We start from the raw sequence: 22245 nt of genomic DNA, 5'->3' as shown, positions 1-22245 counted from the left end.
GCAACGATGTGGTTAATAAATTTCAGAGTCTGCTTTTAGACTTTTGGCCTGCTGAGAGCCATCTTTAAAATCAGGCCGAAGTCGTAAATTTCTTTGATTTAGGCTGCTAAAGCTGCATTTGAGTTATACAAAATTCTCTAAAAATTCCGCGAGAGCATCTCCTTGGGAGTCTACCTGAGAAGAAAGCATGTTAATTCCCCATTGGTTAAGAATGGCTTCTTGGACGGGGTTTGGTCTAGGTGAAAATATGTATGACCGAGGCTGTGCCTCACTATTGCAGTTGGCCTTCCAGATTTTGGATAACTTGTAGAATAGAAACCTTAAATTTATATCGGCAAGTCGGTAACCAATGAATAGTACTGATTTGCCAAGCACGTCCGATCGCAATTTAATATCTAGAGGTGTTTCGAATTCTAATCTTTCAAAATAACTAGTTTCATCAAGTACTATCGAGGTGTCATCATCGAAGTCTCCGTGAAACTTAATTATTTGAGTGCTTCCAGGTCTTATCTTAGTTACGTCAGATACTGATGCTATTTTGGTGTATGGCTTTTGGAAGTGATCGAATGTGTTTTCGAGCCATCGATCATAGTTTGTAGTATAAATTATTGGAAAGTTGGCTTTTGCAATCAGTTCATGAATTTTCGACGATTCGATATTGATAGTCGGAGCATGCCAGCTTCGGTCCATCCAGCTTCGGAGGGGACCGATACTACCTTTTTTGATCCTATAATATTCGGCAAGGGCGTAATGATCGCCAAATGTCTTATAAATCTCAGGGTCATACCCTAGTTCTTGAGCGATTTTGTCGATCAGTTCGCCCCAAGATGGAAGCCCCAGATTGGTGGATACTCCAGCACCAACGAAAAGTATAACGTTGCCTTGCTTAAAAGATGATAGTAATTGTTCCATCAAGTATTTCCATCTTTAAGAAACTGTTTAAATTTATCGAATGCAATACGCCTCATCGATATGTCATTTTTTCTATCCCCCATTTCCGCGAAAGTTTCAGTAAAGCCTTCTGGAATAAAAACACAATCCCACTGAAAGTCTCTGTTTCCTCGGGGTTCAGCAGATATGGTGCCTTTTATTGCACCTTCAAAAAGATGGATTTTCATAGAGTCGCAATATCCAATTATCGTTTTTGCGACCAAGTTAGTATTTTCCCCGGATCCAAACAGGGTCGAAAATTTGTCAGCTTGAAGCTTGTCCCAAAAAATCTGCGTTAATCCACCTGGGAAGCCATTGAGGCTGTCAATATAGAGACCAGTATGCTCGACGAAAACAGGGCGTCCTATTATATTGAAAGCCTTCAGTAATTTATCTCTGACCAAACTATCAACATTCTCGGTTTGGATTTCATCAATTGAGTATCGGGCAGCAACGACCTCTACCCCAGTATCCTGAAGTATTTGTTGGACTTCTTGGACTTTGAAGTTGTTTTTTGAAACAAATCTAATTTTCATTTTGATCTTCCATGAAGCTATATTTTCTTTGTAAGGTGAGCATGTTCTCGAGGATGGCACTATTTTCTGTTTCTTTATAGAACTCATTATAGTCATCGCTAATGCTCGCACCGTGAATCGCCGGATTGTCCGAGCAAATAACGAATGGTACACCGAATTTTATGAACTCACATACAGGGTGGGACTCGCTTGATTTTACAGCACCTGTTAGGCGGTTGCTAATAGGGCATACCTCTACACATATATCGCGCTTGTGCATCAATTCCATGATTTTCGTTGATTTGAATGCGGCTGTACCGTGTCCAATCCTGTCAGCATCAAACTCGGTGATAGCTTCTATAATATTTTGGGGGTTGCCTGTTTCCCCTGCGTGTATAGTGACTTTTAATCCTAAATCAGATTTTGCTTTCCGATATAACTGAGGGAGCTCTGTTGGAGATACGGTATCTTCGTTGCCAGCTAAATCTAGTCCTACTATTATTCCAGGCTTACCAATAGATGCATAAGCGGCTAAGAGGGTGCGTAGATGTTCCGCAGCGTAATCCCCGCGTGACACCGTTAATATCAGCCCGCCCCTAATACCGTATTTTAATGAGGCGCTGTAAATCTCTTCGGTCAACCACAAAAGCGCCTCGGGTACTGTGACGTTATTAAGAAGTGCAAGATAAATTACGCTACTCCGCAACTCGACAAACTTTACATTTTGAGCTGCTAGGTTTTCGAATGCACTAAAAACCATTAAATTGAGAGCTGTGCGACCTTGAGGAATAAGCCTTAAAACTTGCCAAGGCTTTAGATATGTCTGAAGGTCAGGGGAAGGTGTAAACCTGGTGAGGTCTCTTTCTAAATTAAAATTATCAGGAATTTCTGCTCCCTGCTGCTGGAGTAAATCAATAACTAGTCGAGTACTGACGAGGCCATTTAAGTGTACGTGTAGCTCACCCTTTTCCATGCTTTTAAAATCGTGTTCCATCAGAGAGGTCTTCATCAATAAAAAGTTGATCTAGAGGCTAAATTGCGCTGGTAATATGAAGGGTGCGAAATAGGCATTAAAGATCTCTAGACTTGGAAAATCCTTGGGTGTCGATTTTATTAGATTTATGCTCATCGAGTCCGGACGTACTGCTGGGGGGCATCCCATACCCCCTTTTGATATATTGGGTCAGAAGCTAATTATCTTGGAAATTACTTCAAGAGCTCAATTCGCTTTCTTCTAAACTTGAACCAATAACGGATAGCTCAAAGTTGTTAACTTCGGCCATCACATAGGCCAGATGGTGGCTAGTGTCATTGGTAATCCATTGTGGGTGCCCCCCCATACACTCTTTCTTGCTGCATTCTAAAATACGGTTATCACCCCAGCTAAAGGTTTCCCCCATATAGTATCTAGACTCAACAACAGTTTTGGCGACCCCCCACATTTGTTGACCTTTTCCAGGAAGCTTCATGGAGTGACCGCGAACTATGAAAAAGTGCTTATCGATCGTATATCTGATTTTTCCATTAGCGTGAGGGTTTCGAATGCCTTCGTTACTCGACGGACCTCGTACACCATAGTCACTGTAGATGATCCGCAATTTCGGATTGCTTTGACGGATCGCTTGCCATACCAACATTTCTTTGCGTGGAATGATATCTGATGTATCGGGTTTCTTTACAGCTAGATCAATTGATTTAGGCAGTGAGCATCCTGATACAGCAATGTAGCTGAATGCGTATTTTTCAAGGATAGAAAGAATCGAATCTACCTTATCCAGCATGTCTACAACGGACCAACCGGTCACGTCGCCAAAATCAATTAGGCAAGAGCAGTTGCTTGGTTCAAGTGACAAACCGTCTAAGATAGACTCAATGTTCTCTTCGAAAAACTCTGGCTCTTCGGTGTCCTCTAAGGCTTGAAGATCAAGGCGTATACAGGACTGATGTAAAAGTTCTGGATCTAAGTTTTGTAGTGCCAATCGATAAGCTTGGTTTTCCCAGCGGTCATATCCGATTATTGGACGGATATTAACTCCGAGCGCAGTGAGTCTGCCATAAATATATTGGACGATATGCTCTCCAGACTCTACAGTCGCGTCTGGTTGCCAATGGAAGGCATCGACCATCGATGTTCTGCCTTTCCATACAGCGGCAATCCTATCAGTCACTTCGTTTAGGTACGCTGTGGTCAGATGAGCGCATCCTTCAAAACGCTTTGCTTCAGTAATGTTCTTGCCGATACGTGGGATTTCAAACAAAGGGCAAGTTCGGTCGGCAGTTATCTTGCTCATTTGAGCAACTGCTTTGAATTCGCTATCCATTGCTTTGAGAACAGGTATGTATCGAGGGGTCATTTGAAAACCTCGTAATCAGCTGTGGATAAAAACAACGATTTTACTTGGTGCTGCCCTGTCAAATCTGGAAAGCTACTATAATTTCCAGATTCTTTCCTCAATCTACCGGCAATTATAGCTGGATGGATTCTAAGCTCTCTTGCTAATGCCTCTATGTTTTCTCTATTTGGGGAGATGAAGGCATCACTTCTTCTCCAGATTCCTCTAGGAATAAATGCCTCTCGCGCCAATCGATTGGCTTCCGCTTCACGCCGATCCTCCGACTCTGTATTAAGATCGTCTAAAAAGGCATCTTCATTCCCTACATGCTTCCAAATATGGGCGACCTCATGAAGCAGCGTGAACCAGAAGTTGTCTAGCCTATCGTATCTCAGTGTTAACGCGACAATTGGAGTGCCATCATTATCTTTCAGAGCTGCACCGTCCAATTGAGTGCCTTTAAGGTGAGGCTCAATTACTACTGCTATTCCTTGCCTTTCCAAATATTCTACAGCAAGTAGCGGGCCGCGTTCCGACCAGCTAAGTTGTGCGAGCTCTCTTAAAAAATTGCTGGAAATATTTTCACTGTTGAACGGGCCAAGTTTTGGTTTTCTTATACGTGCGGATTGTATTACTCTAGCTAGCCAAGCATAAAGGGAGTATTGGGTTGTTGGAGATTTTGCTTCTCCCGAAAGCGTTCTTCGAAATGCTGCGGCTCCGAACTGTAATCCTGCGTCTGAGATGAAATGTTTAACAATCTCTTCAACCGAAGTTTTTGCTTGAAATGAAAAGTTTTGCAGCCATCCCCTACGTGTCATTTCTTTAATTGGAAATTTCGACCAATCTATATCTTGTTTTGTTTGCTCGTTATCAGGACTTGATAAACCTATAAGAGTTTCTGCAGATATGCCCAGTCCAAGTGATAATGCTCGAATCATTTGAACGGTTAAAGGTCTTTTTCTATTTAAAACTTCTGAAACCCGACTGCTGGTACCGAAGTAGGGAACGAGGTCTGCCTGCTTCAATCCCTTTTCTTGCATGCGAAAGAGAATTGCATCAATTGGATCTGGCGGCTCAACTGGGTACTTACTATTTTCGTAGGCTTCAAGTAGGACAGTGAGTACTTCAAGTCTGTCACTATCAGTAGTGTAAAGGGATGGATTTTTGGCCATCAGTACCTGAACTTCTTCAAGGTATGCTCGGTACTGTTCGTCTGTCCGGATAACCTTAGTGTCCATGGGTGTCTTCGCTAACTTTTAGATCTGTAATAAGGGCTACACCCTGCGGGAAGACGATTAACAGTTGTATCGTTAAGCCGCCATTACATACAGGGAATAAAAACGTACCATTGCCAGTGTTTTTGGCATTTGGGAATTGGCTGCTCACTTCAGTGGGATGCTTCCAGTGAGCGCTCATGACCTCAGACGCCCAGGTTCGCACCCACTTCTCAATTTCGCTGCCGATGCCTTTCAAGCTGGCTAGCTTTTCACGTCCGATGAGTCGCATATTTTTTCTTCCCGATTTGGGAGGATAATGCTCGGATTAGATAAGGCTGTCAATATCCCAATTTGGGAAAACCATCTATGCGTAAGCGTCAGTGCTTTTCCCATGAAGGCTTTCGCGTGATGGTTGGCTCTCTTGGGGGTGGGGCGGAAATCCACAAGGTCGTTTCTCCTTGTTTTGACTGACTATCATTCCCACAAGCTATGGGTCTAGAGCAGACAATTTGATGGTACGTAACGTCCAGGTCTTTCCGGCCCTTTTGCAAACCAAATGCGCGGTAACCAGATAGTAGGCCCGTGTGTAGGGGGAGTGCTGGGCTAGATGAATGTCGAAAAACCAGACGAGATGCTTTCGTTGCCAGGTCCAAGGATTGTCTCGTTGCCAGCGATCAGAGATCGCCGCTTGAATGATCTTTGCCTGGCGTATGTGACGCTCGCGTGTGGCATGCGATCCGGTCAGGACGGCAGCCAAGAAAAGCTCGATGTCGAATGGCTTACTCACGTCCTACCGCCGATATAAGCTGACACAATGTCGACCCTGCCGTGGCCCAGTTCATAGCTGATTTGGGTTCTGGTCTCCTGATCGAGACGCGGGTCGAGCTGGTAGCATCTGCCTCCGTTGATCGGCGCTTGATGTTGGGAGAGTTGCTCATAGCGTTCGCACGCATAGGCCGCCCGCAATTCGTGAAACCCTTTAAGGTTGTGCGTATGGAGGATGTCCCGGGCAGGCCGAACGACGCACTGCCTGAAGTCGCGAAAGCTTTCGTGCGGAGCTAACAGGTTGCGGCTACCGTCGGGCGAGACTTGTTCGGCAAACCTCAGCGCGTCACGAATATGATCATCTACCGTAATCCATCGATGTGCCGACGCACCCGAGCGCCCACCTTTGGTGCCATCCTGGATGTTGATCCTGCCGAATTGGTTTGCCTCACGTTTTAGGCGTACAAGGTCGGCCAAGATAGCCTCTCGCAAGCGCATTCCTGTGGCTCGTGCCAACTGTGTAATAGCGGCGGCACGGGGATGCTGTTCGCGAAGCGCGTCGATAATGCGTATCACCTGTTCACGATCCTGAACTTGCGGTATCGCTGAGCGGACCGTGGTGCGCTGCATTCCCAGTTCTTTGCTCGGACTCGGTACTTTTACATACTGATCACCGCGAAGCGCGGCCATGGTCCGATTCACACTAGACAGTCGGTTTTGTGCAGTGGCGATGGCCAGCTCGCCTTGTTCAACTTGATTTCGGAGGTGCCCGGCGTAGTCCTGCAAGGTCTGCCGATCAATTTGCCGCGCATCGTTGAACCCCGGTCCATCTTTTGATCGACACCATCGTACAAATGCTTGCCACCGATCACTGTGTGCTTTGACGGTCCCGTAATGCCCGCCGCCAAACAGATCTCGTAGCGCTTGCGGCCCGGCATAGCTCAGTTGCCGACCATAGCCAAAATTGCGCCCGTCACGTTTACCTACCAACGCCATGATCAAACTCCTCTTGAAGTCGAAACGTTGAAGCTTTTTCCTCACGTCATCCCGCCAAGGATGTTGAGTGTTATCAGGGATCAAGGCCCCTGCGACCTGTGAGGGTTGTCCACTGACGCGGGACTGGCGGCTCTTTACGGCCGGGAGCTTGGGCATCTCATGATCTGACCTCCTGAGCACTTCCGAAGACGTGGGCGGGTGGAGGCTGCACTGGCTGACGAGACCAGTACCGCGAGATCCTGAGTCGGGTGAAGGCAGGGATGCGATGATCGGGGCATGCCTGACTGTCAGTCAGGTGCAGCCCATTCCGTGGACTGCGGCACCATCATCTGCATCGCTGTTGCTGGTGACTTCGGTGTTTGTCACACCGATTGTCACGAGGAGGAATTGGCGCAAAGCCTTGTACAAGGTGGGCTGCAGCAGTGGTACGAGCGCCCGTCTCTTTCCGGAAGAAAGAGACGGGCGCAGGTTGGCGCAAGGAAATGGCCAAGCGGATAGGTTGCTGCAGAGCAGCTATGAAAGGGGATGAGTTGCCGCAGTGGGCACACTGGTAAAAGTAGGCATCCATCACATCGCTGTGACCGTACGAGCCGCCGGACGCTAATCGCACTTTGGGAGAACCACCACCGTGTGGCGTAGCCTTAAAGGTTCTGGCTACCTGGGTTGCTGTCGACGACAGCGCTTTGCCCGATCTTTTCTACGCCTGTGGATAATTCGGGTCAAGACTCCAATTTTCGGGAGTTCTGCGGCTGTGGATGAAATTATCCACCGGTGGAAATCAGTGGTTTTCCACAGACAGTTGTGTGGGCTTTAGATTTTTTTAAGTGAGGTCCATCCAAACAGGGCGGCTTTGCAGCCCTGTTTGGATGGACCCGCGTGGCAGAGTAGATTGCGAGAGTCTTACGGATGTACGCTTGCTTTACTGCGGCACTTTAAAAGCCAAAGCAATGTCAGCACCGTCGGCCAAAACAACGTGTTGAGAATGTCGTGAGCGCTTGCCTGCCAACGCCAGTATCCAAGGCTTTCAATATCGTCTCGTCTATCTACCCACTCGCCAGCACACGCAATGATAAAAACAACCAGCCAGCCAATGTATGGTCTGAATCGCCGGGTGATGGCGATCAACGTTAAATAGACCGCCATGCCCACATAGATGTGCAGGGCGTCTTTTGACAACCCGGTTGCCGACACGATGGCGAGCTTGATGCTTTGTGTGGTTGAGGTGTCCATATCAATTTTTCCTCTCTACGCCATTGCCAAGCTTCGCCTTCATCCGAGTAACATTCGCCCCAATCTGATTTGCGAATTCGTGTGGAGTGACATGCTTCTGCCGGTTGGCCTCCAGATATCGACTCCACCAGTTCATGATCAGCCTGCGCTCCTCGATGAACTCGGCCTTGTGGATGTATGCGGCGCGGACGTTATTGCGCTCTTTGTGGCTCATCTGCCTTTCAATGGCTGTCTCCGACCACAGCCCTGACTCAATCAGCGCGCTGCAGGCCATCGAACGAAATCCATGCCCACAGATATCGGTTTTGGTGTCGTATCCCATCGTCCGAAGCGCGTTGTTCACGGTATTTTCGGACATGGGCTTCCAAGGTTTGGCATCCCCCGCGAAGACCAATGCGAATTTGCCTGTGAGTGCATGGATTTTTTCGAGTAGCGCCACTGCTTGCGGCGATAAGGGTACTAAATGGATATCCCCTGCCATCTTCGTACCCCTTGTGGAAAAGGGTACTCCCTCCAACGCGGGTCGAGTGTCCGGTATCTCCCAGGTGCCGCGCTTGAGGTCGAACTCGCTCCAGCGTGCGAAACGCAGCTCGCTGGATCGTACAAAAACATGCAGCGACAGCATCACCGTCAGACGGGTAAGTGCGCGGCCTTTATAGGTGTCGATCCGCTCTTGCAGTTCCGGCAGTCGCGATAAGGGTAGAGCGGGGCGATGTACCACCCGCGGGGCTTTGATCGAGCCTTCGAGATCGTAAGCAGGGTTGATAGTGATAAGCCGGAGGCGCTTTGCCTCGCGCATGATGCTCTGCAGGTAGTTTTGTATCCTTAAAGCAACGTCGATCGTTCCGCGCTTCTTGATCGCTTCCAAGGGCTGCATAAGGTCATGGGTGTCGAGATCAACAATGGCGCGTGCGCCGATTAGCGGGAATACGTGGGTTTTGAGGCGGCTCATCACAGTCTTGGAGTGGCCCGGTGCCCACTTGGCCGACATTTCCGTGTGCCAGTCCAGCGCAACGCTTTCAAAGGTTCTGCCTTTGATCACAGCTTCCGCCTTGGCTTGGTACTTGGTCTCTATGGGATCAATGTCATCCGCCAGCATTCGCTTGACCTCCAAGCGCTTGCGGCGCGCGTCGGCGAGACCAATGACGGGATAGTTGCCGAACGAGGTCAGTCCTTCCCGTCCGTCAGGTTTGACGTAACGGAGCCGCCAGCCTTTGCGGCCATTGGGTTGGACTAGGAGGTAGAGGCCATCGCCGTCGAAAAGCTTGTAGGCGCGGTCTGTAGGTTTTGCCAAGCGGCAAGCTGCGTCGGAGAGCGGAGCTGTGGTGCGCGACATAAGGGTACTCCCTTTTATCGAAGTGACCTGTATCCCAAACTCTACCCTTAAAACGGTTGGAATCCACCAGTTTCTGACGGAAACCGTTGGAACGCCAAAACGAAAAAACCCGCCAGAAGGCGGGTTTTTCGGGGATTCCAGAGATTTTGAAAGCCTTCTCTGGAACCTTGTATGGTGCCGGCACCAAGAGTCGAACTCGGGACCTACTGATTACAAGTCAGTTGCTCTACCAACTGAGCTATACCGGCGTTATGGGCGACGAGTATACCCGGATGTTTGGGCTTGTAAACCCCTGATAACAGACTATTTTCACGTTTCTGACCGGCGCTCGGTGAAGGAGGGGGGCAAGTGCTCCGTCGTGACCCGATTTTTCGCCGAATTGGTCAGCGCCGACACTTCGTCGCACCGCCGCGCCCACAGGAAAACTAAAAAGGTTATTGAGCAAACCCCAGTTCAAACAGCGTGCCGCTGGTATCACTGACCACCCGCACCTGGCCGCCATGCAATTGCATGATCGAATGCACAATCGCCAACCCGAGCCCGCCCGAGTCCCCCGGTTGGGCCCGTGAAGGATCGACCCGGTAAAAACGGTAAAACAACTTGCCCAGATGCTGCGCCTCAATCGGCGGGCCAGGGTTGTGCACACCGATCCAGCAAAACCCGGCATCGTCATGGCGCTGCAAGCGTACGGTAGAGCCCGGTTGAGCATGGCGCACGGCATTGGCCAGTAAATTGCCCAGTGCCCGCTGCAGCAGCTGTTGATCGGCCATCAGCGAGCCGCTGAGCTGATTGTCCAACTGCAGCTGCCGGTCCTCAGCCAGTGCTTCGAAGTAATCGCACAGCTCGTCGCCCACCTCACCAAGGTCCAGCACTTGCAGCTGCAACGGGCGCTGGCCGTGTTCGGCGCGGGCGAGAAACATCAGGTTTTCGGCCATACGGTTGAGCCGCTCGTACTCTTCGATATTCGACGCAAGTACTTCCTGGTACTCAGTCGGGCTGCGTGACTGGTTCAGTGCCAGGCTGTTGCTGCCCAGCAGGTTGTGCAACGGCGTGCGGATTTCATGGGCCAGGTCGGCGGAGAACTGTGACAGCCGCGCAAAGCTGTCTTCCAGGCGTGTCAGCATGGCGTTGAGAGCCTGCACCGGCTCCTTGAGTTCGGCAGGCACGTCATGTGTGGCCATGCGCTGGTCAAGGCTGCGCGGATCGATGCCAGCCATGGCGTGGGCCAGCTCACGCAAAGGCTCAAGGCCGCGGCGCAACAGCAGCAGGCCAAGGCCGAAAGCCAGCAGCGCGCCCAGGCCCACGGCGCCATATAAACGCATACGGTAGCTAGCGAGCATTTGCTCACGCTCATCCAGGCGTTTGCCTACGGTCACCCTGAGGATTTCATCGGCCGGGCCTCGGGCCATGCCGGCGAGCAGCACTGTGTAGTCCAGTGTCTGGATATCGGCACGCTGTGGCGCCCGGTCCTGAGCAATGGGCGGTATATCAGGCAAGTCCTGCCGGTGCGGGTTAATGGCGATAAGCGGGCTGCCATCTGCCCGCTTGACCAGTAGCACACTGTCCAGGTTGCCCAGCATGTTCTGGTAGAGGCGCGGGCGTTCTTGCAGGGCTTCGAGGCTATCGCTGTCATGCAGCAGGGCGCGCACTTGTTCAAGGCGCCCGAGCAGCGCCTGGTCATCACGAAACGCCAGTTCCGAGGCCAGGGAGCGATACAGGAACACCCCGATCACACTCAGTACCAACGCGCAGGTCATGGCGATCGCCAGCGCCAGACGCCAGGCGATGGATTTACTCATCGGGTGCTTCCAGTTGATAACCAACGCCGCGCACGGTGTGGATCAACTTGGGCATGTAGGGATCGTCGACCTTGGCCCGCAGGCGACGCACGGCGACTTCGACCATATTGGTGTCGCTGTCGAAATTGAGGTTCCACACTTGGGAGGCGATCAGGGTGCGGGACAGCACCTCGCCCTGGCGGCTGGCCAGCAGTTGCAGCAGGGCGAATTCCTTGTTGGTCAGGCTGATGCGCTGGCCACCCCGGCTGACGCGACGGCGCAGCACGTCGATTTCAAGATCGGCGATGGCATACGACTCGGCCTCGCGTAGCGGGCCGCGACGCAGCAGCGTGCGCACCCGGGCGAGCAACTCGGCAAAGGCGAAAGGTTTGAGCAGGTAATCGTCGGCGCCTAGCTCCAGACCGCGCACGCGGTCTTCGATAGCATCCCTGGCGGTCAAGAACAGCACCGGTGTGGCGCCGCGCTGGCGAATCAGTTGCAGCAGTTGCCAGCCATTGAGCCCCGGCAGCATCACATCAAGGATGATCAGGTCGTATTCCTGCTGTTCGACAAAATAGCGCCCGTCCAGGCCGTTGAGTGCCACATCCACGGCAAAGCCGGACTCCTTGAGGCCCTTGGCCAGGAAATCGGCGGTCTTGGCTTCATCTTCAACCACTAGCAAACGCATCGCACACCTCGATCAATCGTCTGCACAGGCTAGGCGCCTTCGTCGGTGTTGCCTATTACAAACTTGTAATGCAACTGACGGGGTTCTGACGAGGAGCGCTGGTTAAGGTGGGCCCATTCGTACAGGAGCTTGCCCATGATGTTGAAAACCTTGTTGTTGTGGACTGCCGTTGGCGTTGCCGGCGTGGCCCAGGCGGCGCCGAATCTGGCGCGCCATGCCGATCTGGACCTGGCCACCGCCCGCCAGTTGGCCGACGCGACCCTCAAGCACTGCACCGGGGCGCTGAGCGTGCTCGACCGGGGTGGCAACGTGCTGATGGCGCAGCGTCCGGAAGGCGTTGGCCCGCACAACCTGCTGGCGAGCCAGCGCAAGGCGTATACCGCGCTGTCGACCAAAACCCCGACCCGCCTGTTTGCCGAGCGTGCGCGTAACAACCCCGAGGCCGCCAATCTCAACTCCATTGCCGAGCTGTTGCTGCTGGGCGGCGGTGTGCCGTTGTTCGCCGAAGGTGAACTGGTGGGCGCGCTGGGCGTGGCCGGGGCGGGCGGTGCTGAGCAGGACGAAGCCTGCGCGATCAAGGCTGCCGGGCAAGTTGGCCTGACCATTCAACGTTGATCAGATTTTAACCACTGAGGACTTACCATGAAATCGTTGCGAATCACCCTGGCGGCTTTAAGCCTGAGCGCTGTGTCGAGCCTGGCGCTGGCTGCCGGCAATCCGTTGAGCGTGCATGTGCTGAATCTTGAAAACGGTCTGCCGTCCCCGGGGGTCAATGTGACCCTGGAAAAGCATGTGGGCAAGGATTGGCAGCCGCTGGCGCAAGGCGTGACCAATGAGCAGGGACGTATTGGCGAGTTGTTCCCGGGCAAGCAGGCGTTCGAGGCGGGGGAGTACCGGGTGGTATTCAAGACCGGCGATTATTTCAAGAAGGCAGGGCGTGACACGTTCTTCCCGGAAATCCCGGTGATTTTTGAAGTGAAGAATGTGGATCAGCATTACCACATCCCGTTGTTGCTCAGCCCTTATGGTTTTTCGACATATCGCGGGTCGTAGTCCTGCGAAACCCTTTGTGGGAGCGGGCTTGCTCGCGATGAGATCGCTGTGGATTAACTGTCAGACCGCAGCGCCTGAATCGCGAGCAAGCCCGCTCCCACAGGGTTATCCACAGCGCTGCGCAAGCACCATCAAATTGCGCGGCGTCAGCTGGCTGTCGCAGAACTCGCCAACCTGCACTGCATAGCCGTTCTCCTCCAGGTACAAGGCGCGATCCAGCACCAACCACAGCTCCAGCGGGCGGCGAAACAGCCCGCGCACCAATTCCAGGTTGCGCACCTGCGCCAACCTCTCCCAGCCTGCGGCTTCCAGCGCCGGCCAGTCTTCTTCGCCACTTGTGGATAAGTTCTTCAGCGCCGCCAAGTCCGAGCAGTACTCGGCAAACGGCTTGTTCAGCCAACTGCTGGGCAGCGAGGGTATGGATAAGTACTCATCACACTGACGGCGCTGGCGCTGCCACAGATCAAAACCCAAGCGCCGTGCCATCGACTGGTCACGCTGAAGGCGCACGCGGGTGCCGGCGGTCACGGTTTCGCTCATGGGCAGGCTCAGGTCTTCCAGCGACAGTTGCAGGGAAGATGCCTTGGCGGCTGTGGATAACGCTTGATAGTGCGACCCGCCGATGCGGTTGTAGCAGCAGGGGGATACGGCAAGTTGTGCACAACCCGCCGCGCTGGCCAGTTGCAGCAGGCGCACATGCAAATCGCCGCAGGCGTGCAGCGCCACGGGTGTCATTTGGGGTGTGAGCTGCCGGGCTGCTGCTTCAGCGAGCACATCTTGCTGAACATGACGGGCCGCCAGTTGATGACGCTGGCTCAGGTGTTGGCCGGATTCGATCAATGCCGGATCATATTCCAGGCACGTCAGTTGTTGCCCGGCACTTAACAGCCGGCGCCCCAAATGCCCCTTGCCCGCACACCAGTCCAGCCAGTGGGTTGGCGCTTGTGCAAAGGTCAGGCTCTGGGCGAAGGCCTCGATCTGTTGCCATTTGCGCCCGGGTACATCCACTTGTAAGCGCGGGTTTGCGGGCGCAAGGGCTTGGGCCGCTAGTCGTGGCACTGCGCTCAGGGCAAGGGAAGTCGCCGCCAGTTCAGGGACCGGCGCAGGGGCGGGCAGGTGTTGGGGGTGGTTGTGGCTGGCTTCGGCGTCTTGCAGCGAACGCTGGCGCAACCACTGCGCCAGTTCCGGGTGTTGCGCTTCCCACGGCACGTTCAACTGAGTGAAGGGCCGTGGGCGCCAGAGGTGCTGGTGGTTTTGCAGAAACCCGTCCAGCGCCTCGAAGCGGGCAAGCAGGTCAGCGCCCTTGGCAGGCATCGACGCGCAACCAGCGCTCCAGCAGTTTGAAGCCCTGGATCAGCACAAACGACATGACCAGGTAAATTGCCCCGGCAGCCAGGAACATGTCCACGGTCTGGTAGTTGCGGGCAATGATGGTGCGGGTCATGCCGGTCAGTTCCAGCAGGGTCACGGTACTCGCCAGCGAGCTGGCTTTGAGCATCAGGATCACTTCGTTGCTGTAGGCCGGCAGACCGATGCGTGCAGCGCGTGGCAGGACGATATGCACCAGGGTCTTGAAACGCGACATGCCCAGGGCCCGTGCTGCCTCGATTTCACCTGGCGGGATGGCCTGGATCGCGCCGCGCAGGATCTCGGCAATGTAGGCAGCGGTGTGCAGGGTCATGGTGATGATCGCGCACCAGAACGGGCTGCGCAGGTACGGCCACAACGCGCTGTCACGCACCACATCGAACTGCGCCAGGCCGTAATAGACCAGAAACAGCTGGATCAGCAACGGCGTGCCGCGGAAGAAAAAGATGTAGGCGTAGGGCAGTGAGCGCACATACCAGAGCTTGGATGAGCGGGCGATGCCCAACGGGATGGCCACGATCAGACCGGCGATCACCGAGATGGCGGTCAGCTCCAGGGTCAGGGTCGCACCCTGCATCAGCTTGGGCAGCCACTTGAGGATTACTTCCCACTCCATTACGTCCTCCTCACGAAGCCGCGCGCTGCGCGTTTTTCAAGCACGTGCATGGTGCCCATGGCCAGTACGGTAAGGCCCAGGTACATCACGGCTGCCACCATGTAGAAGGTGAACGGGTGTTTGGCGAAGGTCACGGCGTTTTGCGCCTGACGCATGATTTCTTCAAGGCCGATGACCGACACCAGCGCGGTGTCCTTCATCAGGATCATGAACAGGTTACCCAGGCCGGGCAGGGCAATACGCCACATTTGCGGCAGCACCAGCTTGGTGAAAATCCGCGGTTTGGACAGGCCCAGTGCCATGCCCGCTTCGCGGTGGCCCTTGGGAATGGCCAGGATGGCACCGCGGAACACTTCGGTGGCATAGGCACCAAAGCACAGGCCCAGCGCGAGTACACCCGCCGCAAAGGCGCTGAGGGTGAGGTCGGGCATGCCGATGTATTCGCCGATGGTGCGCACCAGGTTCACGCTGCCAAAGTAGATCAGCAACACCCAGAGCAGTTCGGGCACGCCGCGAACCAGGGTCGAATAGGCGCCGCCCAACCATCTAAGCGGTTTGAAGGGGGAGGTCTTGGCCAAGGCACCGAGCAATCCGAGCACCAGGCCCAGACACAGCGCGGTAAGTGCCAGTTTGACGGTCATCAGCGCGCCAGCGGCAAGCGCCGGGCCGAATCCGTATAAATCGATAGTCATGGGGTAGGCAGGCTTTGCTAGGGACCGGCGCGCCTACAGGCGCACCGGTCAGGCAGGTCAGTAGATGCTGAACGGGAAGTACTTGTCGTTGATCTTCTTGTACGTGCCGTCTTCAACGATTTGCTTGAGGGCCAGGTTCAGCTTGGCACGCAGTTCGTTGTCGCCTTTGCGCAGGGCGATGCCGACCTTGTCGTCTTCGTTGACCGGTTCACCCTTGAACTCGTATGCCTGGCCAGCCGGGCTTTTCAGCCAGTCGTAGTTGGCGTACTTGTCAGCCAGCAGCGCGTCTACACGGCCCGAAGTCAGGTCGAGGTAGGCGTTTTCCTGAGTGTCGTACAGGGAGATGGTGGCGTCGGTACCCAGGTTGTCATCCAGCCAGGTCGCAGCCTGGGTTGAACGCTGAGTGCCCAGGGCCTTGCCCTTGAGGGACGCGAGGTCGGTTTTGAAGTCGACTTTTTTCGGCGCGATGAACTGCTGCTTGTTGGAGTAGTACGGGTCGGTGAAGTCCACCGCTTGCTTGCGCTCGTCAGTGATCGACAGCGACGACACGATGAAATCGTACTTTTTGGCGTTCAGTGCCGGGATGATGCCGTCCCAGTCGGAGGTGACGATTTCACACTCGGCTTTCATCTTGGCGCACAGGGCCATGGCGATATCCGGGTCGAAGCCCACGACTTCACCACTGGCGTTCTTGTTGTTGAACGGTGGGTAAGCGCCCTCAATGCCGACTTTGTACTTGTCTGCAGCCAAGGCGTTGGCGCTGAAAACCAGTGTGGCGGCAGCGGCCATGAGAAGCTTTTTATAGTTCTGCATTCGTGTTGCTCCGTTAGCGGTTGCTGGACATGAATTGTTTACAGCGCGCCGAAACCGGGTTGTCGAACACCTGTTCTGGCGACCCTTGCTCTTCGATCAGGCCCTGGTGCAAAAACACTACTTCGCTGGACACCTGACGGGCAAAGCCCATTTCGTGGGTGACCAACAGCATAGTGCGACCTTCTTCGGCGAGTGCGCGGATCACACTAAGTACTTCTTGAACCATTTCCGGGTCAAGTGCCGATGTCGGTTCATCGAACAGAATCACTTTGGGCTGCATGGCCAGGGTGCGGGCAATCGCTGCGCGTTGCTGCTGGCCACCGGACAATTCGGACGGATAGGCATGGCGTTTTTCGGCAATGCCGACTTTGGCCAGCAATGCTTCGGCCACTTCGATGGCCTCGGCCTTGCTTTGCCCCAGTACGCGACGTGGCGCCTCGATAATGTTGTCGAGGATGGTCATGTGCGGCCACAGGTTAAAGTTTTGAAACACAAAACCCAGTTCGCTGCGCATGCGGTTGATCTGCTTGCCGTCGGCCGCGATCAGTTCGCCATTTTTGGCTTTCTTGAGTTTGAGCTCTTCCCCGGCGACCACGATCTGGCCTTCGTGGGGGTTTTCCAGAAGGTTGATGCAGCGCAGCAGAGTGGACTTGCCGGAACCGGAAGAACCCAGGATCGAGATCACGTCGCCGTCGCGTGCGGTCAGCGAGATACCCTTGAGTACCTCAAGCTCGCCGTAGCGTTTGTGCAAGTTGCGGATTTCAAGCGCGGGCGTGGCCAAAGCCATGTGCGTTCCTCTTTGTGTTCGGGTGCGATCCTGCTGTTGGGCGGCCTTCCTGGCGCAGGCCAAGCTAGCATAGGGTTGCAGAGGCAACCAGCCGCCCTGAAGACACAAAAGGCGCGAGGGTGGCAGTTTGTCGCATCGCTACAGCAGAGTGTCGCGCCGACAACAACCGACCCTGTAATTCGCCGTTCGGCCAGACAGGTGTCGCTTAAAAAAGGTCGCGATGTTGCCAGCTTTGGCCCGGTGTTGGAAGCGCGAACCTACTAAAGGTTAAAGATGTGCACTGCTTTTGGGCCATATGGGGTGTTTTGGGTATTTTTGGTGCGTCGAGACCCTTGTAGCTGAGTGTTTCGGTAACGACTTGGCGAAATGCCATTGCGCTCAATGGCTTGCAATGTCTGTTGCAAATCGTTGCAGCCCGCGGAAACCGTGCATGTGTCACATTCTGGCTCAGTTATTGCGTCAAGGATTCTAAACGCCCCGTTGGTTACTTTTTACGAAAGTCAACGCGGGTGCTCGGAATGGCTTCAATGAAAGGTAGTCCCAATGAGCAATACGCAATCCTCTAGCGGCCTGGAACAAGGGCTCAAACCACGGCATGTGACCATGCTGTCGATTGCCGGTGTTATCGGCGCCGGTTTGTTTGTCGGTTCCGGACACGCGATTGCCCAAGCGGGCCCTGCCGTGTTGCTGGCTTATGCCGCAGCAGGCACCTTGGTCGTGCTGGTGATGCGCATGCTGGCCGAAATGGCCGTTGCCTCACCTGATACCGGTTCGTTCTCCACTTACGCCGACCGTGCCATCGGGCATTGGGCTGGTTTTACCATTGGCTGGCTGTACTGGTGGTTCTGGGTCCTGGTGATCCCGCTGGAAGCTGTCGCCGCAGGTACCATCCTGCATGCCTGGTTCCCGGGTACGGCGATCTGGGTGTTTACCCTGGTCATCACCCTGTTGCTGACCGCCACCAACCTGTTCAGCGTCAAGAACTACGGTGAGTTCGAGTTCTGGTTTGCGCTGGTCAAGGTGCTGGCGATTATTGGCTTTATCATTTTGGGTCTGCTGGCCATTTTCGGCTATCTGCCTACCAGCCAGGTCAGCGGTGTCGCGCATCTGTCCGATACCATCGGCTTTATGCCCAATGGCATGGGCGCTGTTCTGGCTGCCATGCTGACCACCATGTTCTCGTTCATGGGCACTGAAATTGTCACCATCGCGGCGGCGGAATCCAAAGATCCGAGCAAGCAGATCACCAAGGCCACCAATTCGGTGATCTGGCGTATTGGCCTGTTCTATCTGGTATCGATTTTCATCGTTGTGGCCCTGGTGCCGTGGAACGACCCGAGCCTGGCGCAGTTGGGTTCCTACCAGACCGTACTTGATCGCATGGGCATCCCGAATGCCAAGCTGATCGTTGATATCGTGGTACTGATCGCCGTAACCAGCTGCCTGAACTCGGCGCTCTACACCTCTTCGCGCATGCTCTACTCCCTGAGCAAGCGTGGTGATGCACCGGCTGCGGCCAAGCGCACCAATGCTGCGGGCACGCCTTACTGGGCGGTGATGATGTCCACGGGTGCAGCTTTTGTAGCGGTATTTGCCAACTATGTGGCGCCGGCTGCCGTGTTCGAGTTCCTGCTGGCCAGCTCTGGCGCGATCGCGCTGCTGGTGTATCTGGTGATTGCCGTGTCGCAACTGCGCATGCGCCAGAAGCGTACGGCCCTGGGCGAGAACATCTCGTTCAAGATGTGGCTGTTCCCGGGCCTGACCTATGCGGTAATCGTCTTTATCGTGGCTATTCTGACGGTCATGCTGTTCCAGGAAGCGCATCGCGTTGAAATCATGGCGACCGGTATGCTGAGCATTCTGGTGGTGGTGGCAGGCCTGCTGGTGGCACGCCGTCGTCGCATTGAGAAGTTGGGGGCACCGGTACTCAACTGAGGCCAGGACGGTTCTCGCGGTTGAATACCCAGAAAAGCCGTCATCCTTCGGGATGGCGGTTTTTTTGTGCCTGTAAGGGGGGCAATTTGCGACCGCTGATCACTATCTGGCGGTTTTTTCCCATTCAGTGGGAATCGAATTTCAGCTAATGGGAAACACCGTGCACCATGCAGGCAAGAGCATGGGGCCGATAATGAACTACAACACGCCAACTGATCGCTTGCTGCAAATCCTCGTCAGCCTGGGGCAATCCGCCGAGGCGATCTCCGCCAAGGCGCTTTCCGAGCAACTGGGGCAACCGCTGAGCAGCACCTATCGCCACCTCAACACCCTGTTGCGTTGGGGCCTGGCCGAAGAGAACGGCCAGGGCCGCTATCTGCCAGGGCCAGCCTGTTTGCAGCTGGCGAAAAAATTTGACCGCGAAGCGGTGCTGGTAACGCTGGCCAAACCTGAACTCAAGCGTCTGGCCGAGCAAAGCCAGGAGAGCGTGGCCTTGATGGTGCCGAGCAACGGTCAGGCGATTTGCATTGAGCTGGTCGACAGCCCGCAGCCGCTGCGCTGCTGTTACCAGAAGGGGCTGGCCCAGCCGCTGCTGGTCGGCGCTTCTGCGCGGGTGCTGCTGGCGTATATGGATGAAGCGCACAGTGTGTCGGCGCTTCTGGCGCAAGGCGTCGAGCCTGAAGAAGTTGCCACCTATCAGCGCAGCTTTGCCCAGATCCGTGCTGCCGGTTATGCCGTGAGTGTGAGTGAGATCGACGACGGTATCTGGGGCATCAGCGCGCCGTTGCTCGACAGCCGCAATCGCCTGCAAGGCGCCATCAGCCTCATGGCCCCGGCTACCAGGGCACACACCCGCAGTGAACGCCTGATCCGCTGGACCCAGGACGTTGCCCTGCGCCTGAGCGCCCGGCTCGACTGAATTTGACTGGAGTTTCAAACATGACGGTTGTACCCGACATGTCCTTGTGGACAGGCCGTATTGATGCCGCTGAAGGGCAGGGCGCGTTGCGCTGGCATCAATGGGTCAAGCCTGTGGCCGATGGCCTGCCAGCGGGGGCTGCATTGATTGGTTTGGCCAGCGATGAAGGGGTCAGGCGCAATCAGGGCCGTACCGGTGCCCGCAAGGGGCCGGTGGCCTTGCGCAAGGCCTTGGCTAATCTGGCATGGCACGGTCACGCGCCGCTGTACGACGCCGGTGATGTGAGCTGTGCGGGCGATGATCTGGAGGGCGCGCAGCAAGGCTATGGCCAACAGGTCAGCCATTTGCTCGACCAGGGGCATTTACCGCTGGGCCTGGGTGGCGGGCACGAAATCGCCTTTGCCAGTTTCAGTGGTCTGGTTGATCACTTGCGCCGCAAGCACCCGCAGCCACGCATTGGCATTCTCAATTTCGATGCGCATTTCGATTTGCGCCACGCCGAACAAAGCAGCTCAGGCACACCCTTCCGGCAGATTGCCGAGGCTTGCCAGCGTTTCGATATGCCGTTCACCTATTGCTGCCTGGGTGTCAGCCAGTTGAACAATACCCAGGCCCTGTTTGAACAGGCCGGGCGCCTGAATGTGCGTTACCGCCTTGACCGGCAAATGAACAGCTGGGACATCCCCGCCTGCGAAGCGTTGATCGATGATTTTTTGCAAGATGTCGATCACCTCTACATGACCCTTTGCCTCGATGTCCTGCCCGCCAGCCAGGCACCCGGCGTCAGTGCGCCGTCTGCCCATGGGGTGGACATGCAGATCATCGAGCACCTGGTACGCCACGCCAAAGCCAGCGGCAAATTGCGCATGGCCGACATCGCCGAGCTCAACCCGAGCCTGGACATCGACAACCGAACCGCCCGCATTGGCGCGCGTCTGCTCGCCAGCCTGATTGATTAAGTTTTGCGCAAATCCCTGAAACCGCTTGTTGAATCATAAGAAAAAGAGAAATTCGCCATGCTGACATTCGAACTGGATGCGCTGAGCACCCTTGCTCTCGCGTTGCTCCTGCTGGGCCTGGGTGCCCAACTGAAAAAGCGCAGCTACTGGCTGCGTCAATTGTGTGTTCCTGCACCGGTCATCGGTGGTTTTGGGTTTGCCTTGGTGATCTGGTTATTACGGGATCAGCAACTGCTCAACCTGAGCCTCGACACCAGCCTGCAAACCCCGCTGATGGTGGCGTTCTTCACCACCGTAGGTTTGGGTGGCAGCCTGGGGTTGTTGCGCAAGGGCGGCAAGCTGCTGTTTATCTATCTGGGCGCGTGCTGGGGCCTGGCGCTGGTGCAAAACGTGGTGGGAGTGAGTGTGGCCAAGCTGCTGGGCATCGACCCGCTGCTGGGGATCATGGCCGGGGCGGTGTCACTGGAGGGCGGCTTTGGTGCGGCGGCAGCCTTTGGGCCGATTGCTGAAAACCTGGGGGCGGTCGGGGCTACGACTGCCGCGCTCGCCGCTGCAACCTTTGGCATGGTGGCCGGCGGTTTGCTCGGCAGCCCGCTGGCGCGCTGGTTGATCGAGCGCAACAAACTGGTGGTCAAGGCCGAAGCCGCGGGCAGTCTCAAGGCGTTCGAAGACGTGGTCCACACCCCTGTGGCCGCGCTGGATGCCGCAACCCTGCTGCGTTTGCTGACCTGCATTGTGGTGATTATGGTGCTGGGGTTCTGGCTGGGCTCCAGCTTGCAGCAGCAACTGGGTATCGTCTTGCCGAGCTATGTGGGGGCCATGTTCGTCGCGATCATCCTGCGCAACCTCAATGACCGGGCCCAGCTGATCGAGGTGCCCGACCATGCCGTCAGCACTATCGGTGATGTGTGCCTGGGCATGTTCCTGACCATGGCCATGATGAGCTTGAAGTTCTGGGAGCTGGAGAAGCTCGGCTTGCCGTTGCTGGTGATTCTGGTGGTGCAGGTGGTGATCATGATCCTGCTGTGCGTGTTCGTCCTGTTCCGCCTGTTTGGCCGCAACTACGACGCCGCGGTCTTGTGCGCTGGTTTCATGGGGCACGGGCTGGGCGCGACGCCCAATGCCGTGGCCAATATGGGGGCCATCTGCGATCACTACAAAGTCTTCTCGTACAAGGCCTTTATCATCGTGCCGCTGTGTGGGGCGGTGCTGATCGATATCGTGGCGATCCCGATGATCACCTGGTTTATCAACGCCTTCAGCTGACGGGTTGAATGTAAAACGGCCGCTCTCCCGTCAAGGAGGCGGCCGTTTT

At 55.0% G+C, this 22245-nt stretch carries 22 protein-coding genes and 1 tRNA gene; 6 read left to right on the top strand and 17 right to left on the bottom strand.

Annotated elements, in window-relative coordinates; genetic code table 11:
- Nucleotides 1-123: 123 nt before the first annotated feature.
- From GHN92_RS01810 to GHN92_RS01750, 12 genes are all read right to left on the bottom strand, one after another.
- Complete coding sequence (locus GHN92_RS01810) at nt 124-912, bottom strand: SIR2 family protein (RefSeq protein ID WP_112196099.1); 789 nt, start codon at nt 910-912, stop codon at nt 124-126.
- Nucleotides 912-1466, bottom strand: a complete 555-nt coding sequence (locus GHN92_RS01805) for a non-canonical purine NTP pyrophosphatase (RefSeq protein WP_112196100.1) — start codon at nt 1464-1466, stop codon at nt 912-914. The genes GHN92_RS01810 and GHN92_RS01805 overlap by 1 nt, the downstream gene beginning before the upstream one ends.
- Nucleotides 1456-2439, bottom strand: a complete 984-nt coding sequence (locus GHN92_RS01800) for an adenosine deaminase (RefSeq protein ID WP_112196978.1) — start codon at nt 2437-2439, stop codon at nt 1456-1458. The genes GHN92_RS01805 and GHN92_RS01800 overlap by 11 nt, the downstream gene beginning before the upstream one ends.
- A gap of 217 nt (nt 2440-2656) precedes the next feature.
- Nucleotides 2657-3799 (bottom strand): beta family protein, encoded by a 1143-nt coding sequence (locus GHN92_RS01795; protein WP_153379199.1) that lies wholly within the window; start codon nt 3797-3799, stop codon nt 2657-2659.
- Nucleotides 3796-5016 (bottom strand): ImmA/IrrE family metallo-endopeptidase, encoded by a 1221-nt coding sequence (locus GHN92_RS01790; RefSeq protein WP_153379197.1) that lies wholly within the window; start codon nt 5014-5016, stop codon nt 3796-3798. The genes GHN92_RS01795 and GHN92_RS01790 overlap by 4 nt, the downstream gene beginning before the upstream one ends.
- Nucleotides 5006-5284: a type II toxin-antitoxin system HigB family toxin gene (locus GHN92_RS01785; protein ID WP_058418254.1), complete on the bottom strand. Its 279-nt coding sequence runs from the start codon at nt 5282-5284 to the stop codon at nt 5006-5008. The genes GHN92_RS01790 and GHN92_RS01785 overlap by 11 nt, the downstream gene beginning before the upstream one ends.
- Nucleotides 5285-5778: 494 nt before the next feature.
- The gene (locus GHN92_RS01780) at nt 5779-6756 is read right to left on the bottom strand and encodes an integrase domain-containing protein (protein ID WP_153379195.1); all 978 of its coding nucleotides are present in this window, start codon (nt 6754-6756) and stop codon (nt 5779-5781) included.
- A gap of 900 nt (nt 6757-7656) precedes the next feature.
- Nucleotides 7657-7986 carry a hypothetical protein gene (locus GHN92_RS01770; protein WP_093425387.1) on the bottom strand — a complete coding sequence of 110 codons (330 nt, stop codon included), beginning with the start codon at nt 7984-7986 and terminating at the stop codon, nt 7657-7659.
- A 1-nt stretch (nt 7987) separates the two neighbouring features.
- Nucleotides 7988-9322 (bottom strand): integrase arm-type DNA-binding domain-containing protein, encoded by a 1335-nt coding sequence (locus tag GHN92_RS01765; RefSeq protein ID WP_153379193.1) that lies wholly within the window; start codon nt 9320-9322, stop codon nt 7988-7990.
- A 172-nt stretch (nt 9323-9494) separates the two neighbouring features.
- Nucleotides 9495-9570: transfer RNA gene (locus tag GHN92_RS01760), tRNA-Thr, on the bottom strand.
- Between the two features lie 186 nt (nt 9571-9756).
- Complete coding sequence (locus tag GHN92_RS01755) at nt 9757-11121, bottom strand: heavy metal sensor histidine kinase (protein WP_153379191.1); 1365 nt, start codon at nt 11119-11121, stop codon at nt 9757-9759.
- The gene (locus GHN92_RS01750) at nt 11114-11788 is read right to left on the bottom strand and encodes a heavy metal response regulator transcription factor (RefSeq protein WP_095000765.1); all 675 of its coding nucleotides are present in this window, start codon (nt 11786-11788) and stop codon (nt 11114-11116) included. The genes GHN92_RS01755 and GHN92_RS01750 overlap by 8 nt, the downstream gene beginning before the upstream one ends.
- A gap of 135 nt (nt 11789-11923) precedes the next feature.
- Between GHN92_RS01750 and GHN92_RS01745 the strand changes: the two genes are divergently transcribed.
- Nucleotides 11924-12403 carry a heme-binding protein gene (locus GHN92_RS01745; protein WP_095000766.1) on the top strand — a complete coding sequence of 160 codons (480 nt, stop codon included), beginning with the start codon at nt 11924-11926 and terminating at the stop codon, nt 12401-12403.
- A gap of 27 nt (nt 12404-12430) precedes the next feature.
- On the top strand, nt 12431-12841 hold the full coding sequence (uraH, locus tag GHN92_RS01740) for a hydroxyisourate hydrolase (protein WP_095017768.1): 411 nt from the start codon (nt 12431-12433) through the stop codon (nt 12839-12841).
- A gap of 105 nt (nt 12842-12946) precedes the next feature.
- Here uraH and GHN92_RS01735 read toward each other — a convergent pair whose 3' ends face one another.
- The 5 genes from GHN92_RS01735 to GHN92_RS01715 are packed head-to-tail and all read right to left on the bottom strand — an operon-like array spanning nt 12947 to nt 17117.
- Nucleotides 12947-14155: a methyltransferase gene (locus GHN92_RS01735; RefSeq protein WP_153379188.1), complete on the bottom strand. Its 1209-nt coding sequence runs from the start codon at nt 14153-14155 to the stop codon at nt 12947-12949.
- Nucleotides 14136-14825, bottom strand: a complete 690-nt coding sequence (locus GHN92_RS01730) for an ABC transporter permease (protein WP_095000769.1) — start codon at nt 14823-14825, stop codon at nt 14136-14138. Before GHN92_RS01730 ends, GHN92_RS01735 begins: the two co-directional genes overlap by 20 nt.
- Nucleotides 14825-15517, bottom strand: a complete 693-nt coding sequence (locus tag GHN92_RS01725) for an ABC transporter permease (RefSeq protein ID WP_095000770.1) — start codon at nt 15515-15517, stop codon at nt 14825-14827. Before GHN92_RS01725 ends, GHN92_RS01730 begins: the two co-directional genes overlap by 1 nt.
- A gap of 57 nt (nt 15518-15574) precedes the next feature.
- Nucleotides 15575-16330 carry an ABC transporter substrate-binding protein gene (locus GHN92_RS01720; RefSeq protein ID WP_095000771.1) on the bottom strand — a complete coding sequence of 252 codons (756 nt, stop codon included), beginning with the start codon at nt 16328-16330 and terminating at the stop codon, nt 15575-15577.
- Between the two features lie 13 nt (nt 16331-16343).
- A complete protein-coding gene (locus GHN92_RS01715) occupies nt 16344-17117 on the bottom strand; it encodes an ABC transporter ATP-binding protein (protein WP_095017766.1) in 774 nt (257 codons plus the stop codon).
- Between the two features lie 543 nt (nt 17118-17660).
- Between GHN92_RS01715 and gabP the strand changes: the two genes are divergently transcribed.
- The 4 genes from gabP to gltS all read left to right on the top strand — a co-directional run bounded on the left by gabP (nt 17661) and on the right by gltS (nt 22196).
- On the top strand, nt 17661-19052 hold the full coding sequence (gabP, locus tag GHN92_RS01710) for a GABA permease (RefSeq protein ID WP_095017765.1): 1392 nt from the start codon (nt 17661-17663) through the stop codon (nt 19050-19052).
- Between the two features lie 193 nt (nt 19053-19245).
- Nucleotides 19246-19971, top strand: coding sequence for an IclR family transcriptional regulator (locus GHN92_RS01705; protein ID WP_095000773.1), 726 nt, complete (start codon nt 19246-19248; stop codon nt 19969-19971).
- A 20-nt stretch (nt 19972-19991) separates the two neighbouring features.
- A complete protein-coding gene (gene hutG, locus GHN92_RS01700) occupies nt 19992-20930 on the top strand; it encodes a formimidoylglutamase (protein ID WP_153379186.1) in 939 nt (312 codons plus the stop codon).
- Nucleotides 20931-20987: 57 nt separating this feature from the next.
- Nucleotides 20988-22196, top strand: a complete 1209-nt coding sequence (gene gltS, locus GHN92_RS01695) for a sodium/glutamate symporter (RefSeq protein WP_095020136.1) — start codon at nt 20988-20990, stop codon at nt 22194-22196.
- Nucleotides 22197-22245: the final 49 nt, after the last annotated feature.

The sequence above is a fragment of the Pseudomonas sp. FSL R10-2964 genome, from assembly GCF_009600035.1.
GTDB lineage: Bacteria > Pseudomonadota > Gammaproteobacteria > Pseudomonadales > Pseudomonadaceae > Aquipseudomonas > Aquipseudomonas bubulae.
The sequence above is the reverse complement of the archived record's forward strand: the minus strand, read 5'-3'. Positions and strand labels throughout refer to the sequence as shown.

What these genes read in the sequence shown, in the direction of transcription:
- GHN92_RS01800 (WP_112196978.1), bottom strand. Translation starts at nt 2,439, where the DNA reads ATGGAACACGATTTTAAAAGCATGGAAAAGGGTGAGCTACACGTACAC.
- GHN92_RS01730 (WP_095000769.1), bottom strand. Translation starts at nt 14,825, where the DNA reads ATGGAGTGGGAAGTAATCCTCAAGTGGCTGCCCAAGCTGATGCAGGGT.
- GHN92_RS01715 (WP_095017766.1), bottom strand. Translation starts at nt 17,117, where the DNA reads ATGGCTTTGGCCACGCCCGCGCTTGAAATCCGCAACTTGCACAAACGC.
- GHN92_RS01785 (WP_058418254.1), bottom strand. Translation starts at nt 5,284, where the DNA reads ATGCGACTCATCGGACGTGAAAAGCTAGCCAGCTTGAAAGGCATCGGC.
- GHN92_RS01745 (WP_095000766.1), top strand. Translation starts at nt 11,924, where the DNA reads ATGATGTTGAAAACCTTGTTGTTGTGGACTGCCGTTGGCGTTGCCGGC.
- GHN92_RS01780 (WP_153379195.1), bottom strand. Translation starts at nt 6,756, where the DNA reads ATGGCGTTGGTAGGTAAACGTGACGGGCGCAATTTTGGCTATGGTCGG.
- GHN92_RS01795 (WP_153379199.1), bottom strand. Translation starts at nt 3,799, where the DNA reads ATGACCCCTCGATACATACCTGTTCTCAAAGCAATGGATAGCGAATTC.
- hutG (WP_153379186.1), top strand. Translation starts at nt 19,992, where the DNA reads ATGACGGTTGTACCCGACATGTCCTTGTGGACAGGCCGTATTGATGCC.
- uraH (WP_095017768.1), top strand. Translation starts at nt 12,431, where the DNA reads ATGAAATCGTTGCGAATCACCCTGGCGGCTTTAAGCCTGAGCGCTGTG.
- GHN92_RS01805 (WP_112196100.1), bottom strand. Translation starts at nt 1,466, where the DNA reads ATGAAAATTAGATTTGTTTCAAAAAACAACTTCAAAGTCCAAGAAGTC.
- GHN92_RS01720 (WP_095000771.1), bottom strand. Translation starts at nt 16,330, where the DNA reads ATGCAGAACTATAAAAAGCTTCTCATGGCCGCTGCCGCCACACTGGTT.
- GHN92_RS01790 (WP_153379197.1), bottom strand. Translation starts at nt 5,016, where the DNA reads ATGGACACTAAGGTTATCCGGACAGACGAACAGTACCGAGCATACCTT.
- GHN92_RS01810 (WP_112196099.1), bottom strand. Translation starts at nt 912, where the DNA reads ATGGAACAATTACTATCATCTTTTAAGCAAGGCAACGTTATACTTTTC.
- GHN92_RS01750 (WP_095000765.1), bottom strand. Translation starts at nt 11,788, where the DNA reads ATGCGTTTGCTAGTGGTTGAAGATGAAGCCAAGACCGCCGATTTCCTG.
- gltS (WP_095020136.1), top strand. Translation starts at nt 20,988, where the DNA reads ATGCTGACATTCGAACTGGATGCGCTGAGCACCCTTGCTCTCGCGTTG.
- GHN92_RS01765 (WP_153379193.1), bottom strand. Translation starts at nt 9,322, where the DNA reads ATGTCGCGCACCACAGCTCCGCTCTCCGACGCAGCTTGCCGCTTGGCA.
- GHN92_RS01725 (WP_095000770.1), bottom strand. Translation starts at nt 15,517, where the DNA reads ATGACTATCGATTTATACGGATTCGGCCCGGCGCTTGCCGCTGGCGCG.
- GHN92_RS01705 (WP_095000773.1), top strand. Translation starts at nt 19,246, where the DNA reads ATGAACTACAACACGCCAACTGATCGCTTGCTGCAAATCCTCGTCAGC.
- GHN92_RS01755 (WP_153379191.1), bottom strand. Translation starts at nt 11,121, where the DNA reads ATGAGTAAATCCATCGCCTGGCGTCTGGCGCTGGCGATCGCCATGACC.
- GHN92_RS01770 (WP_093425387.1), bottom strand. Translation starts at nt 7,986, where the DNA reads ATGGACACCTCAACCACACAAAGCATCAAGCTCGCCATCGTGTCGGCA.
- gabP (WP_095017765.1), top strand. Translation starts at nt 17,661, where the DNA reads ATGAGCAATACGCAATCCTCTAGCGGCCTGGAACAAGGGCTCAAACCA.
- GHN92_RS01735 (WP_153379188.1), bottom strand. Translation starts at nt 14,155, where the DNA reads ATGCCTGCCAAGGGCGCTGACCTGCTTGCCCGCTTCGAGGCGCTGGAC.